General features: G+C 50.6%; 16 protein-coding genes. 2 read left to right on the forward strand and 14 right to left on the reverse strand.

The features are described 5' to 3' along the window. Positions 1–41: 41 nt before the first annotated feature. The 5 genes from M1D70_RS30885 to M1D70_RS30905 form a co-directional block, all read right to left on the reverse strand. Positions 42–1565 carry an ABC transporter substrate-binding protein gene (locus M1D70_RS30885; protein WP_456288786.1) on the reverse strand — a complete coding sequence of 508 codons (1524 nt, stop codon included), beginning with the start codon at positions 1563–1565 and terminating at the stop codon, positions 42–44. A gap of 118 nt (positions 1566–1683) precedes the next feature. After that, entirely contained in the window at positions 1684–2631 is a 948-nt protein-coding gene (locus M1D70_RS30890; RefSeq protein ID WP_009590967.1) for a carbohydrate ABC transporter permease, read from the reverse strand. 21 nt (positions 2632–2652) lie between these two features. Further along, positions 2653–3582 (reverse strand): ABC transporter permease, encoded by a 930-nt coding sequence (locus M1D70_RS30895; protein ID WP_009590960.1) that lies wholly within the window; start codon positions 3580–3582, stop codon positions 2653–2655. Between the two features lie 283 nt (positions 3583–3865). Next, entirely contained in the window at positions 3866–5416 is a 1551-nt protein-coding gene (locus M1D70_RS30900) for a response regulator (protein ID WP_456288787.1), read from the reverse strand. Further along, positions 5413–7275 (reverse strand): sensor histidine kinase, encoded by a 1863-nt coding sequence (locus tag M1D70_RS30905; RefSeq protein ID WP_456288788.1) that lies wholly within the window; start codon positions 7273–7275, stop codon positions 5413–5415. Before M1D70_RS30905 ends, M1D70_RS30900 begins: the two co-directional genes overlap by 4 nt. Before the next feature lie 439 nt (positions 7276–7714). Between M1D70_RS30905 and M1D70_RS30910 the strand changes: the two genes are divergently transcribed. Then, positions 7715–8788, forward strand: coding sequence for a hypothetical protein (locus tag M1D70_RS30910; RefSeq protein WP_456288789.1), 1074 nt, complete (start codon positions 7715–7717; stop codon positions 8786–8788). Positions 8789–8871: 83 nt separating this feature from the next. Here the strand turns inward: M1D70_RS30910 and M1D70_RS30915 are convergent, their stop codons facing one another. The 3 genes from M1D70_RS30915 to M1D70_RS30925 all read right to left on the reverse strand — a co-directional run bounded on the left by M1D70_RS30915 (position 8872) and on the right by M1D70_RS30925 (position 11160). Next, the gene (locus M1D70_RS30915; RefSeq protein WP_009590963.1) at positions 8872–9471 is read right to left on the reverse strand and encodes a uracil-DNA glycosylase; all 600 of its coding nucleotides are present in this window, start codon (positions 9469–9471) and stop codon (positions 8872–8874) included. A gap of 153 nt (positions 9472–9624) precedes the next feature. Continuing rightward, positions 9625–10401: an AAC(3) family N-acetyltransferase gene (locus M1D70_RS30920; protein ID WP_456288790.1), complete on the reverse strand. Its 777-nt coding sequence runs from the start codon at positions 10399–10401 to the stop codon at positions 9625–9627. Positions 10402–10605: 204 nt separating this feature from the next. Beyond that, the gene (locus M1D70_RS30925; RefSeq protein ID WP_456288791.1) at positions 10606–11160 is read right to left on the reverse strand and encodes a TetR-like C-terminal domain-containing protein; all 555 of its coding nucleotides are present in this window, start codon (positions 11158–11160) and stop codon (positions 10606–10608) included. A 166-nt stretch (positions 11161–11326) separates the two neighbouring features. On the opposite strand from M1D70_RS30925, the gene M1D70_RS30930 reads away from it, so the two are divergent. Next, positions 11327–12775 carry a DHA2 family efflux MFS transporter permease subunit gene (locus tag M1D70_RS30930; RefSeq protein ID WP_456288792.1) on the forward strand — a complete coding sequence of 483 codons (1449 nt, stop codon included), beginning with the start codon at positions 11327–11329 and terminating at the stop codon, positions 12773–12775. Positions 12776–12830: 55 nt separating this feature from the next. On the opposite strand, the gene M1D70_RS30935 is transcribed toward M1D70_RS30930, so the two are convergent. From M1D70_RS30935 to M1D70_RS30960, 6 genes are all read right to left on the reverse strand, one after another. Continuing rightward, positions 12831–13409: a TMEM175 family protein gene (locus M1D70_RS30935; RefSeq protein ID WP_433941885.1), complete on the reverse strand. Its 579-nt coding sequence runs from the start codon at positions 13407–13409 to the stop codon at positions 12831–12833. A 222-nt stretch (positions 13410–13631) separates the two neighbouring features. Further along, entirely contained in the window at positions 13632–13859 is a 228-nt protein-coding gene (locus M1D70_RS30940) for a hypothetical protein (RefSeq protein WP_456288793.1), read from the reverse strand. Positions 13860–13981: 122 nt separating this feature from the next. Beyond that, on the reverse strand, positions 13982–14422 hold the full coding sequence (locus tag M1D70_RS30945; protein WP_456290518.1) for an SRPBCC family protein: 441 nt from the start codon (positions 14420–14422) through the stop codon (positions 13982–13984). A 2-nt stretch (positions 14423–14424) separates the two neighbouring features. Beyond that, positions 14425–14874, reverse strand: a complete 450-nt coding sequence (locus M1D70_RS30950; protein WP_456288794.1) for an SRPBCC family protein — start codon at positions 14872–14874, stop codon at positions 14425–14427. Next, positions 14871–15377: a MerR family transcriptional regulator gene (locus M1D70_RS30955; RefSeq protein ID WP_015738063.1), complete on the reverse strand. Its 507-nt coding sequence runs from the start codon at positions 15375–15377 to the stop codon at positions 14871–14873. The genes M1D70_RS30950 and M1D70_RS30955 overlap by 4 nt, the downstream gene beginning before the upstream one ends. A 214-nt stretch (positions 15378–15591) precedes the next feature. After that, on the reverse strand, positions 15592–16512 hold the full coding sequence (locus tag M1D70_RS30960) for an alpha/beta hydrolase family protein (protein ID WP_456288795.1): 921 nt from the start codon (positions 16510–16512) through the stop codon (positions 15592–15594). Between the last annotated feature and the right edge of the window lie 45 nt (positions 16513–16557).

The raw sequence follows: 16557 nt of genomic DNA on the forward strand, positions 1-16557 counted from the left end.
CGTAAGGAACAGCCGCTTCTACCCTTCATACCCTTTACGGATTACTTGTTTTGAGCCTTCCACTCATCGAATTGCTTTTGAGCTTCGGCGATCACTTTGTCGATGCCGGCATCCTGGAACTTTTGTTTAGCTTTTGGCAGATATTCTTCAGGATCGACGGAGCCGGTGTACAGCGCCGGAATAAATTCCTTGGCTACGTTCGTGATGGCCGCGACTTCCGTTTTGACCGGAGCCGTGTCGAAATTAAAGCCGAACGTAGGCGCTACTACAGCAGAGGTATTAAATTTCTCGAATGCTTCCCATTTGTCCTTCGGTTCACCTTCGTGAAGGTACGTCAGGAACATGTTGCCGAGCGCGAAACCAGGCATCGCGTAGTTCTCCTGCATAGCAGGCATATCCTCGATATACGGCTCTTCAAGCTTCTTGTAGTGCGTTCCTTCCAAGCCGTATTGAATCATGTTCCGGAGTTTCGCGTCCGTGTTCAGCAGGTTCAGGAACATCATCGCCCGCTCCGAATTTTTGGAGTAAGAAGAAATGGCCATCATCGAACCTGCTGCGGAGCTGGTGTAAATGACAGGATCATGCATCGGTCTGGTCACGATGTCATAGCCCGCGTTTCTGGACCAGCCAAGCTCTGCGTATGGCTGCGTAATTTCGCGGTCCACGAGCCATTTGCCGGTTTTGATGTTGTCGATGCCGTCCAGCGTTGCAATGTCCTCACGCACATAGCCCGCTTTATAGTATTTGCGCATGGTCTCAAGCGCCGATTTCAATTCAGGCGAATCCAGCAAATTCACGAATTTAAAGTCCTCGGTGTCCAGATACATGCCGATCGGAATTTCATCGCCGAGCGGGTAGTCAAACGGCATGTACGGTTTAAAGCCTTTCGGTACGGCAAGCGGCGTAATTTCCGCAGGCTCGTTCTCTTTAATCGTTTTGAGAAGCGGTTCCAGATCTTCAAGCGTGGTCACCTTGGAAATGTCCAGGTTGTACTTATCCAGATACTTTTTGTTGAAGCGCCATACAAACTGCTGTGCCAGTTCCTTGTTGGCCGGGATGCCATAGTTGACGCCGTTAACCTTCGTTCCTTCCAGGAAACGGGGATCCAGTACTTCCTTAATGCCTTTTCCGTACTGATCGAGCAGGTCGTTCAGCGGCTTAAATGCGCCTTTTGCCGCATTTGGAAGGTAATCGAACGCCCACGAGCTGGTGAAGGCGATGTCGTAATTCTCGCCGGAGCTCGTAATCACCTGCATCCGCTGGCTGTAATCGCCCCAGTCGATCATGCTGATTTCGATCGTTGCATTGATTTTTTCCGTCAAATATTTATTGATTTCCTCTTGAACCATAGGCAGGTCTTTCTGATTTGGCCCGATCATGTACATTTTCAGTTTGACCGGATCCAGTTTGGAGGCATCAATGGTGCCGTCGCTTTGAACAGCCGCCTCTTCCTTCGCTGGTTCACTTGGCTTACTGCCGCCTTCCTTGCTGCCGCAGGCCGACAGTACAACGGTCAGCAGAAGCACGAGAGCAAGGGACAGTAAAGAAATCTTCTTCTTAAACATGAGTTTTTCCCCCTGTGTCACTTAATGGTTTATTGCTATATTGATACCGCTTACACACCCGAGACATGAAAGCCGGATTTCTCCGGCAGTGTGCTTTTGCGGGTTCAACCTTATGAAATTATCCTTTGACCGAGCCTACGGTCAGACCCTGGACAAAATACCGCTGGAAGAACGGATACGCCATGACGATCGGCAGCGTGGCCAATACGACCATCGCCATCCTTACCGTCTCCGTCGGCAGGCCGGCGGCCACATCGAACGAGCCGATATTCTGCGCATTCTTCGTCAGGAAGTCCATGTTCTTCTCGATCTGCATGAGCATGAACTGCAGCGGTGGCGTTGCCTGCGGATTGTTATAATAGAGCAAGGCGTTAAACCAGTCGTTCCAGTAGCCCAATGAGCTGAACAAGCCGATGGTGGCGATCCCCGGCAGCGAGACCGGCAGGACGATACGGATAAAGGTCAGAAATTCGCCGGCGCCATCGATTTTGGCGGACTCGATAATTTCATCCGGAATCGTCGTTTGAAAAAAGGTTCTCATGACGATGATGGAGAACGCGCTCAAGGATAGCGGAAAGATCAGCGCCCAGATCGTGTTCTGCAGATGCAGGAACTGGGTCATCACGATATAACCCGGTACCATGCCGCCCGAGAACAACATGGTGAAGAACGCCAGAAAGCTGAAAAACCCTCTAAATTCAAAGTTTCGGCGGGACAAGGCATACGCATAGGTCGTAACCAGCGCCAGACTCACCAGCGTTCCCAGCACCGTGACCAGGAGCGTCAAGCCGAATGAGGACAGCAATTCGCTTCCCGTTTTGAAAATATACTCGTACGCGGCCGTGCTAAACTGGCTCGGCAGCAGCCTAAAGCCTTCCAAGACCAGCGTCTGTTCGTCCGTCAGGGAAATAATGATAACAAATAGGAACGGAAAGATACAGGAGAACGAGAAGAGCCCGATCACGATATTGAAAATCGTATTCCACAAAGGGGAGATGGCATTATAGTCTCTCTTCCTTGAACGCTTGGCCGACTGGCGGGCGGTTTGCGTTGATAGCTGCGACATTGAAGTTACACCTCCCTCGGATTAAAAAATAGCATGATCTTTTTCGATTTTTCGAACGATATAATTGGCAACCAGAATCAGAACCAGTCCGACAAACGATTGGTATAAGCCCGCTGCCGTGCTCATGCCGATGTCTCCCATGTTGATCAGACCGCGGTAGACGAAGGTATCGATGACGTTCGTAACCGGGTACAGCGCGCCCGAATCCTTCGGAAGCTGGTAGAACAATCCGAAATCGGAACGGAAAATGCCGCCGATTGCCAGTATGGTCAGGATGATCATGAGCGGCTTCAGCAGCGGAATGGTGATGTACCGCACCTGCTTCCACTTGCTGGCGCCGTCGATGACGGCCGCTTCATAATAAGACTTGTCGATCCCTGTGATAGCCGCAAGATAAATAACGCTGTTGTAGCCTACGCCTTTCCAGATGCCGACAAAAATGATGATGAAGGGCCAATACTTCGCTTCCGAATACCAGCTGATCGGCTCTCCTCCGAAATAGGTAATGATTTGGTTCAGCGTTCCTTTGTCCACGCTCAGAAAGGTGAACGCAAAATAACTGATGATGACCCACGACAAAAAATGCGGCAGAAACATGCCGGTCTGATATACCTTGGCCGTCCGCTTGTTGACAAGCTCGCTCAGCATGATCGCAAACCCGACCGCAATGACCAGGCCCAGAATGATAAAAGCGAGGTTATAAAGAATCGTATTTCTCGTAATGATGTAGGCATCATTGGTCGTAAACAGATACTCGAAGTTTTTGAATCCTACCCATTCGCTGTTGAACACGCTGGCGAAGAAACCGTCCGGGCTTATGCGGAAATCCTTAAACGCGAGCACGGTACCGAACATGGGCAAGTATGCAAAGATCAGAAACCAAATGGTTCCGGGCAGTATCATCAGCAGCATGAACCGGTTGCGTATAACCTTTTTGATGAACCCCGACATGGGCACTCCTCCTCTTCCCTGTTAAATGCAAGTGATGCGACCAAAGCTTTAAAATCTCCCATGATCGTTGTCAATGCGGCTTTATCCAAGAGCCGGCCGTTATCTTCTCACTCGTCCTTTAACTACTTTCATTGTGCCAAGTAAGCGCTACCGCCCTCAAGTTGAAAAATACTAGAACGGGATGGATAAATTAAAGAATCCTCCAGAGAATCCTCCACAAACAACAAGAAAAACAGGCCAAAGCGGATTCGCCTTGAGCCTGTCGCAAAGAGAAACGTTGGTGTTAAATCCGATACATGGACCTCATCTCGGTTGGAGATACGCCCGTATATTTTTTGAATTGCCTGTAAAAGTACGAGCTGTCCGTGTAACCTACGCTGAAAGCGATATCCGCCGTCTTCTGATCGGTATGCAGCAGGAGCTGCGTCGCTTTCTCGATGCGGTACTGGTTCAAATAATCCGAAAAGCTTGCGCCGACCTCCTGCTGAAAGAGCTGCCCCAAATAATTCGGATGCATCTGCAGCCGCTGGCTCAGCGTCTTCAAGGATAGCTCTTCCGGATAATGGTGCTGCACCTGCTCCACAAGGAACGACACATGGAGGCTGTACCCCTGATCCGCTTCCTGCAGGCGCTGGAGGCTGCGCTCGACAATGCGCCATACATGGCTTCGGAGCCCCTGGAGCGTATTGATCCGGTGCATTGGCGTGAACACCTCGCTGTAGTCGGGGCTTTTCTCCACATCCTTTGCCGCTATCATCAGTTGCACAGCCGCATTCATGCAGGCTCCCCTGGGTACCGTCTGCGCCCCGCTGCCGCCGTCAAGAACGGATTCGATGTAGGCCTGCAAAGACGAAACATCGCCTTCGATCAGCAGCTTCGCGAAGGCATCGGGACGAACCGACGGCGAAGATGCCGGATCGGATTCCGGTTCCGCAGGCGGATGGTACAAGGTCTCTTCCTCTCCTGCAATCAGGCAGGCGTTGAAATGGCCTTTCGCTAACCTGTAGCTCTCCTGAATATCTTTAAAATCATGGACAGCCGCATGACCTTCGGCGCACCACATGCGCAAGCCAGTCAGCTGCCGCAGCTTGGCCATGGCGCTTCGCGTCCCCTCCCGCTCGGCATCCTTGCGCTCCTTCATCGAGGCCGTCAAAACAACGATGTCGTCATCCGCATCGGGAAAACAAATGACCTCATGATCTGCCCCAAGCTCCTCCGAAAGAGCTTGGCAGCATTCATCCGCCAGGCTGGTCAGGCGGAAGAGCTGGGATACCGAGCGCTCGTCGGATATGAGCCGCAGCACGTTAACCTGGTAAGACGGATAATGCAGTGGAATGCCGAGAAGCTCGGCTCTTTGCTTGAGCTCCGAGCTTTTGATTTCACCACTCACCCATCGCTGCAAAATATTGCTGCGGAGAATCTTCCAATCCTCCTCGGAGCGAAACCGCTTCAGCTCCTCGCGTTCCCAATCGCCCCGGATATGCTTGATCGTCGCCTCCAACTCCTCAATGTTGATCGGCTTCAGAATGTAATTTTGGATGCCGAGCGTGATCCCTATCTTCACATATTCGAATTCCTCATACCCGCTAAGCACAATGAACTTGGTGCGGGGATGCATGGCTTTTACCTTCTTGATGAGTTCAAGTCCGTTCATTCTTGGCATCATAATATCCGTGATCAGCAGATCCACAGGCTCTTCCCTCAATTTCTCCAGCGCCTGCAGCCCATCGTTGGCCGAACCGGACACGTGCAGATCGTATTCCTGCCAATCCACAATCGTGGCCAATCCCTGAGCAATCAAAGGCTCATCATCAACAAAAAACACGCTCCTCATGTCGTCTCCCCCTTGCGAAGCTTCGGTATTTCCATGCGAACCTCGGTTCCCTGCCCCTCCGTGCTGCGGATGGTCACTCCGTAATCGCTTCCGTAATTCAGAACGATCCGTTCATGCACGTTCATCAGCCCGATCGAACGGTAGCCCTTGTCGGGAGGCTGGAGAACCTTGTCCAGCGTCTGCCGGATCTGGATCAGCTTTTCCTCCGGTATGCCCGTTCCATTGTCCGAGACGGTAATCACGACGCGGTCCTCTGCCCCGTGGGCACAGACTGAAATTTTATTATCGTCCTCAAGCGGACGGAATCCGTGAACGATATAGTTTTCCACGATCGGCTGGACGAGCAGCTTGATAATGCTGAGGTTTTGGATTTCCGGATCGACCTCAATTTCCGTCTCCAGTCGCCCTTCATAGCGGATGCGGAACAAGTCGAGGTAAACCGAGCACATATCGATCTCCTCTTCAACGGTAACCATCGTGCTCTTCTTCACCATATTCTTGAACATGACCGACAGGCTGTATATCATTTGGCCCACTTCCTTCGCCCCCACGAAATACGCCTTCATGCGAATAGACTCCAGCGTATTGTATAAAAAATGGGGATTGATCTGCGACTGCAGGGCAACCAGCTCCGCGTTTTTTTGCTTGATTTCCGAGGTGTACATCTTATCGATGTATTGCTCCAATCGGTCGCCCATGTCGTTGAACCGGCGGGAAATTTGCTGAAGCTCGTCTTCGCCGGACATCTGGATGCGCGTCGACAGATCGCCTTCGCCGATGCGGTTCATTGAGCGGATGATCCGCTGCACTTTTTTGGAGAATTTTCGAACGATTGTGAACGTAATCGCAAAGCTGGCCGCCATAAACACAAGCGTGACCAGGATCAGTCCGGTCCTCAAACTCTCCGTGTTCTCCTCGATCGAGGATTTCGACACGATTCCCACCACTGACAAGCCCGCATTCCCGACATTCAACATGTTCACTTTGGAGGGTTCGTCCAGTTCCACCCAGTCTCCGGCTTTTTCCGGCTCCAAGCGGTAGGGATAGGTTTGACCGTAATACACATCCTCCGAGTCGTAAATCACGGTTCCCTGGGCGTTCAACACCATGATCCGGCCTTTGACCGAAGCTCTGCTCTCCAGCCAGGTTGATATTTGCCGGGCGTCGAACTCCACGTTCAACATGCCTACCCGTTCCAGGGTCCAAGGGTCCTTCAGCTCTCGCGAATAGGAATAGGACCTTGCACTGGAGCCTGCGGCTGAACCTGAAAGCTCGTTTAGCGGCATGGTATCCCAGCTGTGCTGCTCCCGGCGGGCGAACCAGTTCTCCCACTTGCTTTTGGAACCGGATTCATTATTCAGCTGCTGGTTGGTCCGGCTGATGTGCATATAAAAATCGTTCGGATAACTGTAGATGGACACGCTTTTGGCGCTGGGCTCCTGCTCCAGGTAATTCTTCAGCAGGGTATTGAAGGACCGCAAACGCTGCTCCCCCGTCTTGGTGTACAAATCCAGGCGGTATTTGAGGTAACTTTCATATTCATTGTTCAAAAAATAGATCAGCTCGTCGCTCAGCGTGGCGTCGCCGTAAATCTGCTGGAATATATTTTGGATGCTCTCATACTGCCGGCTCAAATAGATATTCAGGACATGCGCGGATTTGAGATTGGCATCCGTCTCCTCGCGGAGTATGCGCTGCGTCTGGTATTGATAGACCAAGGTCGCCGCAATCGCGAACAGCACGATCATGACGGCCGAATACAGCACGACGATTTTGTTGAACATCTTTCGCTTCAGATGGTTTAAATAAAATTGGCGCAGTCTGAAAATATGTAACACACCCTGTTCTATATTGGTCACTTCGGCCCCCAGTGTACACCGTTTCCGTAAACCCGGCAATTGCATTCTGCATCTCTGTGAACGAGCACTGCTGTACTGGGGCGGCATGGACGGGCTGTGCCGTAAACGGCACTCTTCATTCCGTTCGTTCCCACCGAACGTGTTATAGAGTCAATAGGCTTGGAAGTGGATGTGCCGAATCTCTCAACTTGTCCACATAGGTTATCCAGAGACTAGTTCAGGAGGTTTTGCTGAAGAGAACGCAAAAGGAGCGTGCCGCAGGTTTTTGAGGATCCGCCGCTTATGAAGAAGGCATGGCATGTCGCTGCTTTCAGATAACGTCCATCTGCCGCGAAACTAGAGGAATGCCCTGCTGGATGTTGAATATCTATTAAGGATCCGTGTTAGCTACTGCCGTGTTCATGATGAATGAAACCCTTACGAACCGAGGATATGACCGATGAAACTTCAATTCCTATATAATGAATATCTCAATTTGAAATTCAATAGAGGATTACCGTCTACTCCGATAGGCGGCTTTGTATACGGCCTTCTTGAGGACGGTGGCGCTGAATTATTCTTTGCCGAGCGTAACGAAGAGGCTTTTGTGGAGTGGACGTATGAATTTCAGCCGAGGGACGCCCACTATGTTGCGAGCCCGGACTGGAAGCCTGTGCTGTCCGACTCTTTTGAACAGCTGGACGTCTATGATGAATTGGTATTCTATTATCTGCTGTTTACGATCAATGCAACGACGTCCATAGCCAAGACCAACCCGTACAATGCCATGAATGATTTCATGAAGAGCTATGGTTTCTTTCAGTTGTCTCAATTGAACGATGTCACCTGCTTGAACGAGGAACAAAGGCTGCAATTGAGAGACTTTTTCTTCTTTTTCTATCTTTACGCGCACCCGGTGAATGAGGAGACCCTCTATGCCTTTTCATTCCGCGGGCATGATTTGATCCATACGAAAACCAACATTCATGTTGAGCATTATGTAACTGCATATCACGATTACTACAGCGAGCATCTCGACAAGCACAAAGATCAAATATTCATTGCTCCCCCTGAAATCCAGGCATGCCAAGATCTTACGTTGGAGCTGTTAAGGTCCATCGAGGGCAAATCGGCCAAGCTGGAGATGCCACCGGAAGAAGGATTAGAGGCCCTACTGCGGCTGATCAATGACGCGGATGGTTTTATGCACATGCATTCGGTGGATAAAACGACGCTATTCGGGATCATGAGCGACTTTCTCTCGGACGCTCGCTCCACCCCTTACCGCGATCATTGCTTCCGTATGCTGCTTCAGAATTATGCCTGTTATGTCCTTTATTTTGAATTTGAGCAAATTCATCATTTGGTGGATTATTTTAAAGATACGCCGGTATGGTGCGAGAGAATGATTAATTCCCTTTTTACGGATGCTATCTTTATGCAGAAGATCCTGCGGCATCACCGGATCGATATTGCCGATTATACGAGTGTGATTGCGTTCTTTAATGAGGAAGCGCGGAGGATTTATTTGTAATCGCTAAAGGGAGCATTTTATGGAAACCTTGATGTAATAAGCTGCAGCAAAAGGAGCGGACGCCGGGTGCGTTCGCTCCTTGTTTATGTCCCCCTCCCTGCGCTCTCCTCCCACTTCGTCCTCAAACCTTTCAAATCCTCGATAAAGAACCTAAGCAAATTGGGTCTTCTTCTAACGGCCAGTGGATGATAGGTAAAGCCAATCGGGATTCCTTCAAATTCATGCCAGCTCCCCCGCAGCTCCTTGACGGTGGCATTCTCCTTCTGCGGGAATAATCCCTCGACTACGACATTGCCAAAGCCAAATAGTACGAGCGGCTGCTTCTGAAGGAGCTGCGACTGCAAATGCGGAAGGCATGCCGCTCGGGTTGCAGGCTTATCGTAAGCACGGGTTGGCCGTCGTTTCAGCAAATAAGTGACGTAAACCGAGTGGATATCGATACCCGCTTCCTTCATGCCGAGTTGGAGGGTTTCCCGGGTCCCGCACAAGAACGGGTTACCCTCCCGGTCCTCCCGGGCTCCCGGATTATCCAGGATCATCATCAGCGAGCCTTGTGGATTGCCTTCCCCCCAGATGACGCGATTCCGCTGTCTGCACAATTCGCAGCGTTCGCAATGCTGCATATCTTCGGGCGCTTGCTCTTCGGGCAAAATGACACAGGGAGGATTCGTTTCCGTAGACATGCCATTCCTTCCTTTCTGTCCATGCAATGGTTCCATTATGCCCACCTGCCGCCTAATGTAAAAACTTCCCGCGCGTATATCCGGTCAACCGTATTGTTGTTCGGGCCATTTCCCGCCCTTGCCATTGAAGTCACATTCGATAAAAGTCCTCGTCTAAACGTAAGGCATGGTATGGTCCAAGGGATGATTATCCGAGAACAAATCCGGATTGTCCTTGAGCATTTCCGTTATGACATCGGCCACCGCGGCCGCATCGCATACCCGGACAACCGCATCGCCAAGATGCCCCTTATGCATCGCGCCCCGACTTTCCAGGACCTCATCAACCTTCCAAAAATGCTCCGACCACGACAACCCGCAATGTCTGCGGGAAGGCACCGGGATTTCCGTTCCATCCGGTAAAACCGTGTACAACTTCTCATGGCCATCCGTTAGCCTGCCCGGAATGTCCACCCACTCCTCGACTCCATGAATAAAGGTGTTGCGCTTTAAATCGACACCCACTAACAAAATCGTCGCCTTGCGGTCAAGCAGCTTGCCCCAAGCGGATCCTCTAGCGCATGGCGTGTCGAAACGATGATCGTCGTTTGTGAACGGGATGGCATCCAGACCCAATGCCGCCACGGAATGCGTGGGGTGCAGCGAACGCACCACATCCGGGCGTTTGCGAAAAAGCTCCGGCAGGATGCCGACACAGGACGGGGATTGGTCCACGTAAAATTTCGGATTATCCGCATTGATATAAGACCACGTATGGGTAGGCAGCACCAGCAGCCCCTCTTTCATATACGCTGTCAGCGCATCGAGGACCGTGTCCGCGCCGCCTTCGACCGGCCCCATACTCTTCATGGAAGAATGGACCAACAAGGTCCCTTTTCCGTCAATGCCCAACTGCTCTAATTGCTTCATTAAGCTTTCCCATGTGTGCATGTTCTTCTCCTCCAGGGCCAGGATATCTATACTGGCTGTCACTATTATTTTTCGATGATTTCCCAGTGCAGTTCCGCGGATGTATCTCCTTTGATAGGCTTTTACATAAGATACGTCCATGATATAGAGGACTGGGAATATTTGCAATGTCCCTATGCATGTTGGTTCTAACGTTCCAAGCTTCGCCTCTTTGCGCCTTATCGGTTACACATACTTTCTTCTATACATCAAGGTAATCTGATCCGCAATGTATTCAGCGCTATGCTCGGTACCATCCTTAATCCACCACATAATAATTCCCAGAAGCGATGCTGCCACAATATCAACGGAGGCAACCCGACTGGTGGAATGGATGTTTCTGGCGTTTCTGCGTTGTTCTATCGTGTTTTTCAATAGGTTCGACAAGTGGGTTTTGAAGCCCGTATGCTCAACCAACACGGCGAAAATGTTACGGTATTCATAAAAATAATTTAAAAATGTAATCAGCTGCTCCCGTTCGTTTCTGCTCTTCACTTGTAATAACGGCTCGACTTTCATGGACAGGTCGTCAAAGATCTCATGCACGATCTGGCGCAGTAAATCGTTAATGTCCTCATAATGCAAATAAAACGTGGCACGATTTAGCTCTGCGCGGGTTGCGATTTTTTGGACGGTCAATTGAGAGATTTCCAGATTGTCGGCCAGTAGTGAAAAAACGGCCTGTTTCAGCAGCTTTTTGGAGCGAACGGCTCGTGGATCCACTTTTTTATGTTCAGGCATGTCATCCCTCGATTATCATTTTTTTGTCACTTCATCGACCGATCTTCCTATACTGTCGTTTAGTCGACAGTTTCAGCAGAATTGTAAATAGGAATCACTCTTCAATGCTGATAAGATATATTTTATTGACACTGTGTCGAAAAAGCAATGAAGAGAGGACAACACCATGCAAGAAGACATAAAGAACATAAATAAAGGGATATTACTAACCATCTTAATCCTTGGTTGTTTCTTATCCACGCTCAATCAGACGCTGTTAAATGTCGCCTTAAGCAATCTAATGGATGTATTTGATGTCACGGCGGCCACCGTACAATGGATTTCAACGGGATTTATGCTGGTTAACGGGATATTGATTCCGATTACGGCCTATTTAATGAAACGCTTTACCACGCGGCAATTATTTATAAGCGCCATGGCGTTTTTATTAATCGGTTCAGCCATCTGCGCGGCGGCGCCAAGCTTTGTTGCGCTCTTGTTAGGACGGATGATCCAAGCGGCCGGTGCGGGAATTGTCATGCCGCTTATGATGAGTGTTGTGCTCGCCATCTTCCCCGTTGAAAAACGCGGCAGCGCTATGGGACTGCTGGGACTGGCCATGATTTTCGCGCCCGCCATCGGGCCGACGCTCTCGGGATTTATTGTCGAGTATCACTCTTGGCGGTGGTTATTTATCGGTCTCATCCCACTTGTCATCATGGTCATCGCATTGGCATTCAAGTATTTGGTCAATGTATCAGAAACGGCCAAGTCGAAGCTTGATGTGGGAAGCGTTTTTCTATCAACCGTCGGATTCGGCTTTATTTTATACGGCTTCAGCAGTGCAGGCAGTAAAGGCTGGGACGATGCCATGGTCATCCTGTCCTTAGGCATCGGGATCGTGGTCACGGCCATATTCTGTATCCGACAAGTCAGGTCCGATGATCCCCTGTTGAACCTGTCTGTCTTCAAAAACAAAATCTTTACGTTAACGTCCCTTATTAACGTATTAGTCACGATGTTGATGTACGCAGACATGATTTTACTGCCTATTTATCTGCAGGACGGTCGCGGTTTTACAGCATTCGATGCAGGACTGCTCTTATTGCCGGGTGCGGTCGTCAATGCGCTGATGTCACCCGTCACCGGCAGGTTATACGATCGTTTCGGTGCGAGGCCGCTGTTCATCATTGGTTTGCTGTTTATTATTCCATCCATGTGGGCGGTAACAGATTTATCTGAGTCGACCACGTATATGTATTTGATGCTTCGTACCATTGGCCTGCGGATCGGATTAAGCTTCATTACCATGCCGCTCAATACGGCCGGACTCAATGCGCTGCCTAAACACCTCGGTACGCACGGTACCGCGGTAAACAATACCGTTCGCCAAATTGCCGGCGCCATTGGTACTGCCGTCGTGATTACGATTTATACCGTGCAGGCGACCAGCCATGCAACTGATGTGATGCAGAACAATCCTACAACGACTGCTGAACTCCTTAAATCCCTTACATCCATTTTAGGGGCAAGCGACGCCTACTACTTTATGATGATTTTGGCCGTCATCGCGTTAGTTATCACATTATTTATGCCGATGAAAAGCAAAGCCAGGATCGAACAAAGGTCCGTTTGATAAACCTAAAAAGCTCTTCGATACCCGCCCGCATGCGAGAATCGAAGAGCTTTTCTTAGTGGCTTCTCAAGGCGTGCTCGATTCGCTTATCCGGCATGAACCAGATTATGGCAACAAGCACAAAAAAGAAGCCGGATATCCAAACACTCACATAGGCGGTCAAGGCCGCCGTCAAGTAGAGTAAAGGAGATAGTTTCCCCTTTCCATCCTTGCCCATCGCTCCAGCGAATGGGGAATCTCCGGAATGCTGATTCATAATCATGCGCTGAAGCAGCCAGTACGAGAGCGCAGCTAAGAATAGAATGATCCCGTACAGCGCCGTCGGTGTAGGTGCAAAATGGCTTTCCCCCATCCAAGCTGTCGTGAACGGCACAAGGGATAGCCAGAACAGCAGCAGCAAGTTGAGCCACATCAACCGCCCGTTCATCGTTCGAACCATATGCAGCAGGTGATGATGATTGTTCCAGTAGATGCCGACATAGACGAAACTGAAAATATAACTAACTAGTTTTGGGCCTAATTCGACTAGCGCATGCCAGTCATGGCCTTCCGGCACTTTGAATTCCAGCACCATGATCGTAATAATGATGGCCAACACGCCATCGCTGAATGCTTCCATCCGATTTGCTTTCAAATCGTCTCACCTTTTCCCCTCGCAACATATGTCTATTATTCCATTATAGAGATCGTTTGTTCTGAGTCTACCTACTTTTCACCTGAATTTTCAGGCCGGCGAACAATAAAGAAGGGAACTGGCTCCATTGCCAGTTCCCGCGTTATTTTATGAAGCCTATAGTCATGGCTTAATGTGTCTCGGTCTTAAAATATAGGGGTACAAGCCAGAGCTATACACAGCTCATGCAAACTCGTATTTTTTAAACCGGTCTTTCAGTTCTTCTTCATACGGCAGCCACTCGAAATCACTCCATAAAGACATGCCTACGAGTTCCGATAGCTTATCCACGGCTTGTGCCGGACTCGTCATCCGAATGAAGTCGTCAAAAGCTTCCTCACGGATATCCAACGCTTCACGCAGGTAATCATCCTGAAGACGCTGTTCCTGCAGTCCATGTTCATCTCGCACCAACGGGTGACAAAAGATTCTTTCGGCTTGGATGTCCGACAGGGATCGTGAACGGCGACCATTTTAGAGTCATCACATAGGCAGGAGTCATTTCGGGTCAATGCCGATATCAAATTACAAAGCTAGTCGCCCCATTCCGCCAGCACCTTGCCAAGTCGGTCAAGCTGCTGTTCATTCGCTTCTATGCAGATAGGCTTAGCTTTTTCAAAATCCTCTTTTTTCTTGAAACGTTGACGGAAGGTGACTCTGGTCCGGCCATCGAAGACCTCGAAGGTAGCCGTCACCCGAAATTCGTGAACGTTTAGATGATCAATCACGACCCGCTCCGTCGGCACGAACTCAACAAAGACATTATGGTTAGGATAATCCACGCCATCCGGTCCGTGCATGGTGAACTTCCACGTACCTCCCGGCCTCATATCGCACTTGTGAAACGTATTCTCGAAGCCTTTGGGCCCCCACCACTTTGCTAATAAACCAGGGGTTGTCCATGCCCGATACACAAGCTCCTGCGGGACATCGTAGTCGCGCGAAGCGATGAGTTCATTCTCACCTATGCCCATGGTCATGTTCCTACCTCCACTTCTACTACCTTGCCCAGTGTGTCCAACATGATATTTGTCCCGTGTTCCCGTATTTCTGGCGTATCATGTCCGTCAAAGAATGCGCCTTGCTCTGTATAAATCAATTTCGTACCGCCCTCCACCTTGATAAGCTCGACCGTTGTGACCGAGACGGAGATGCGTACGTCCCCTGAATCCAGTGTGTACGTATAGACAATACGCTGCTCTGGAACAAGCTCCTGGTAGCTGGCATCGAAGGTAAAGACCGGCCCTTCCGGCGGCCCGCCGCGGCTGTACTCCCGTCCCCCAACCTGGAAATCGAAGATCTCCGGCTTCGAAAACCACTTGGCTTTAGCAATCGGGTCGGCCCATGCTTGATAAACCCGCTCCGGTGTAGCGGCATAAACCCGTTCTACGACGAAGGTTCCATGCTTGACGAATCGTTCGTTCATTCATTTTCCTCCTTATGTTTCGAAATTCCATTCTCTTCGGCAAGAAAATCTCCCAACAGGTCCAAATGTCGCTCCCAACCCGTTTGCCGCTCAATGACCGGTTTCTCAAATCTCATCTTCATCGCCTGCAGGAGACTCGTGAAATCCTCAACCGTTAATTCCGCCTTGCCCTGCATAAGCTTGGATACATATCTTAGCTGCTCCAATAGTTTCTGCTGCAGTTTAATCTGTTCTTTGATTTGGTCGATCTGCAGTTCCACGATCTCAAGCGGACTAATCTGCCCGCCATTTAAGGCCGATTTAATCTCCTCCAGAGATAATCCCAGCTCCTTAAGCGATAATATCTGGTGCAAACGCGACAAATCCGATTCATTGTACAGCCTGTGGCCGGATTCCGTTTGCCCCGACGGAGAGAACAACCCGATTTGATCATAAAACCGCAGGGTTCGGACGGTAAGCCCCGTCAGCTTGGCGAGATCCCCGACCTTCCAATGTCTCTTCATGAACCATCTCCACTCTTTGGCGCTAGCTATGTACCGGTAGCTCTATTGTAAAACATTACGTTACGTAAGGTTCAAGTGAAATCGTGACGCTCTGCCATAATTTTTGGACGTCCTAATTTTAATAGTCCAAGCTTGTGACAAGCCTCCAGAATAGAAACAGCCTTTGCTAATTCCCGGTGTTAGCAAAGGCTGTCTATCTCATTTTCTACTTCCCTTACTTGGACTCAATACGCCCCAGCGGGATGGCGCTCTCTTCCAGAGCTGCACAAGCTGCCGGCCAGCTGGAATCTTCAAGGTCGAGCGTGGTGCGAAGGTAGGCCAACGTGAGCCGCTGGATCAAGGCAACTCGTTCGGAGCTCTCATCCGTCGTCTCCGCGACGCTATAACCGGAGATCCCGCCGAGTGAGTGCTCTGCCCCGAAGAGAGTGAGCAGGCTCTTGCTGCCCGGGCTCAGGAAGTACGGGTCGGTGAACCAGTCCGGCCCCCGAGTGGACAGTCTGGACTGGTCATGGTCCCCCGCCACCACAAGGGTCGGCGTGCTCATCTCCGCGAAACTCGGATTCATGAAGGGAAAGTGCTCAGCCGCGAACGGACTCAAGTCAGCTCCACCCTTGCCAGTCGTGGCAAGCAGCACGCCCGCCTTGATGCGCGAGTCGGACATATCCTCTCCCGGCTCGCCGTTGTGATCGAGGACTCGCGCGCCGAGCAGCATGCTCACCGTCTGACCGCCCCAGGAGTGTCCGGCAGCGGCGATGCGGCTCCGATCGAGGCGCCCACTAAGACCGGGAACGGAAGCTTCGATAACATCAAGCTGATCGAGGATGCGCTTCAGGTCCTCGACTCGGAAACGCCAGATCCGTGGCGTACGGGGATCTTCAGGAGGAAGGTTCAGCGTCCTCGAGTCGAGATGAGTGGGTTGAATGACCACGAAGCCGTGAGCAGCCCAGTAGTCGGCCAATGGGCCGTAGCCGTCCAGCGACCAGCCAAAGCCGTGAGAAAACACAATAATAGGCAATTCACTTCCTACCGCGGGCGCAGACACTCGCATTTGCAGATCCTCGCCGCGCCCAGGGGCCGATAGAACTACCGGTTTCGCCGAAATGACCGGAGCAGATACACTAATGTTGATTTCCATAATAAATGTTCCTTTCTTGGAGAAAGTTTGGCCCAACCGTTGCCG

Source organism: Paenibacillus sp. AK002 (assembly GCF_053903045.1).

Bases quoted from the DNA above. Each gene is read 5' to 3' on its own strand.
- M1D70_RS30950 (WP_456288794.1), bottom strand. From the start codon at position 14,874: ATGAACGAACGATTCGTCAAGCATGGAACCTTCGTCGTAGAACGGGTT.
- M1D70_RS30925 (WP_456288791.1), bottom strand. From the start codon at position 11,160: ATGCCTGAACATAAAAAAGTGGATCCACGAGCCGTTCGCTCCAAAAAG.
- M1D70_RS30960 (WP_456288795.1), bottom strand. From the start codon at position 16,512: ATGGAAATCAACATTAGTGTATCTGCTCCGGTCATTTCGGCGAAACCG.
- M1D70_RS30915 (WP_009590963.1), bottom strand. From the start codon at position 9,471: ATGTCTACGGAAACGAATCCTCCCTGTGTCATTTTGCCCGAAGAGCAA.
- M1D70_RS30895 (WP_009590960.1), bottom strand. From the start codon at position 3,582: ATGTCGGGGTTCATCAAAAAGGTTATACGCAACCGGTTCATGCTGCTG.
- M1D70_RS30890 (WP_009590967.1), bottom strand. From the start codon at position 2,631: ATGTCGCAGCTATCAACGCAAACCGCCCGCCAGTCGGCCAAGCGTTCA.
- M1D70_RS30910 (WP_456288789.1), top strand. From the start codon at position 7,715: ATGAAACTTCAATTCCTATATAATGAATATCTCAATTTGAAATTCAAT.
- M1D70_RS30900 (WP_456288787.1), bottom strand. From the start codon at position 5,416: ATGAGGAGCGTGTTTTTTGTTGATGATGAGCCTTTGATTGCTCAGGGA.
- M1D70_RS30885 (WP_456288786.1), bottom strand. From the start codon at position 1,565: ATGTTTAAGAAGAAGATTTCTTTACTGTCCCTTGCTCTCGTGCTTCTG.
- M1D70_RS30930 (WP_456288792.1), top strand. From the start codon at position 11,327: ATGCAAGAAGACATAAAGAACATAAATAAAGGGATATTACTAACCATC.
- M1D70_RS30945 (WP_456290518.1), bottom strand. From the start codon at position 14,422: ATGGGCATAGGTGAGAATGAACTCATCGCTTCGCGCGACTACGATGTC.
- M1D70_RS30955 (WP_015738063.1), bottom strand. From the start codon at position 15,377: ATGAAGAGACATTGGAAGGTCGGGGATCTCGCCAAGCTGACGGGGCTT.
- M1D70_RS30920 (WP_456288790.1), bottom strand. From the start codon at position 10,401: ATGCACACATGGGAAAGCTTAATGAAGCAATTAGAGCAGTTGGGCATT.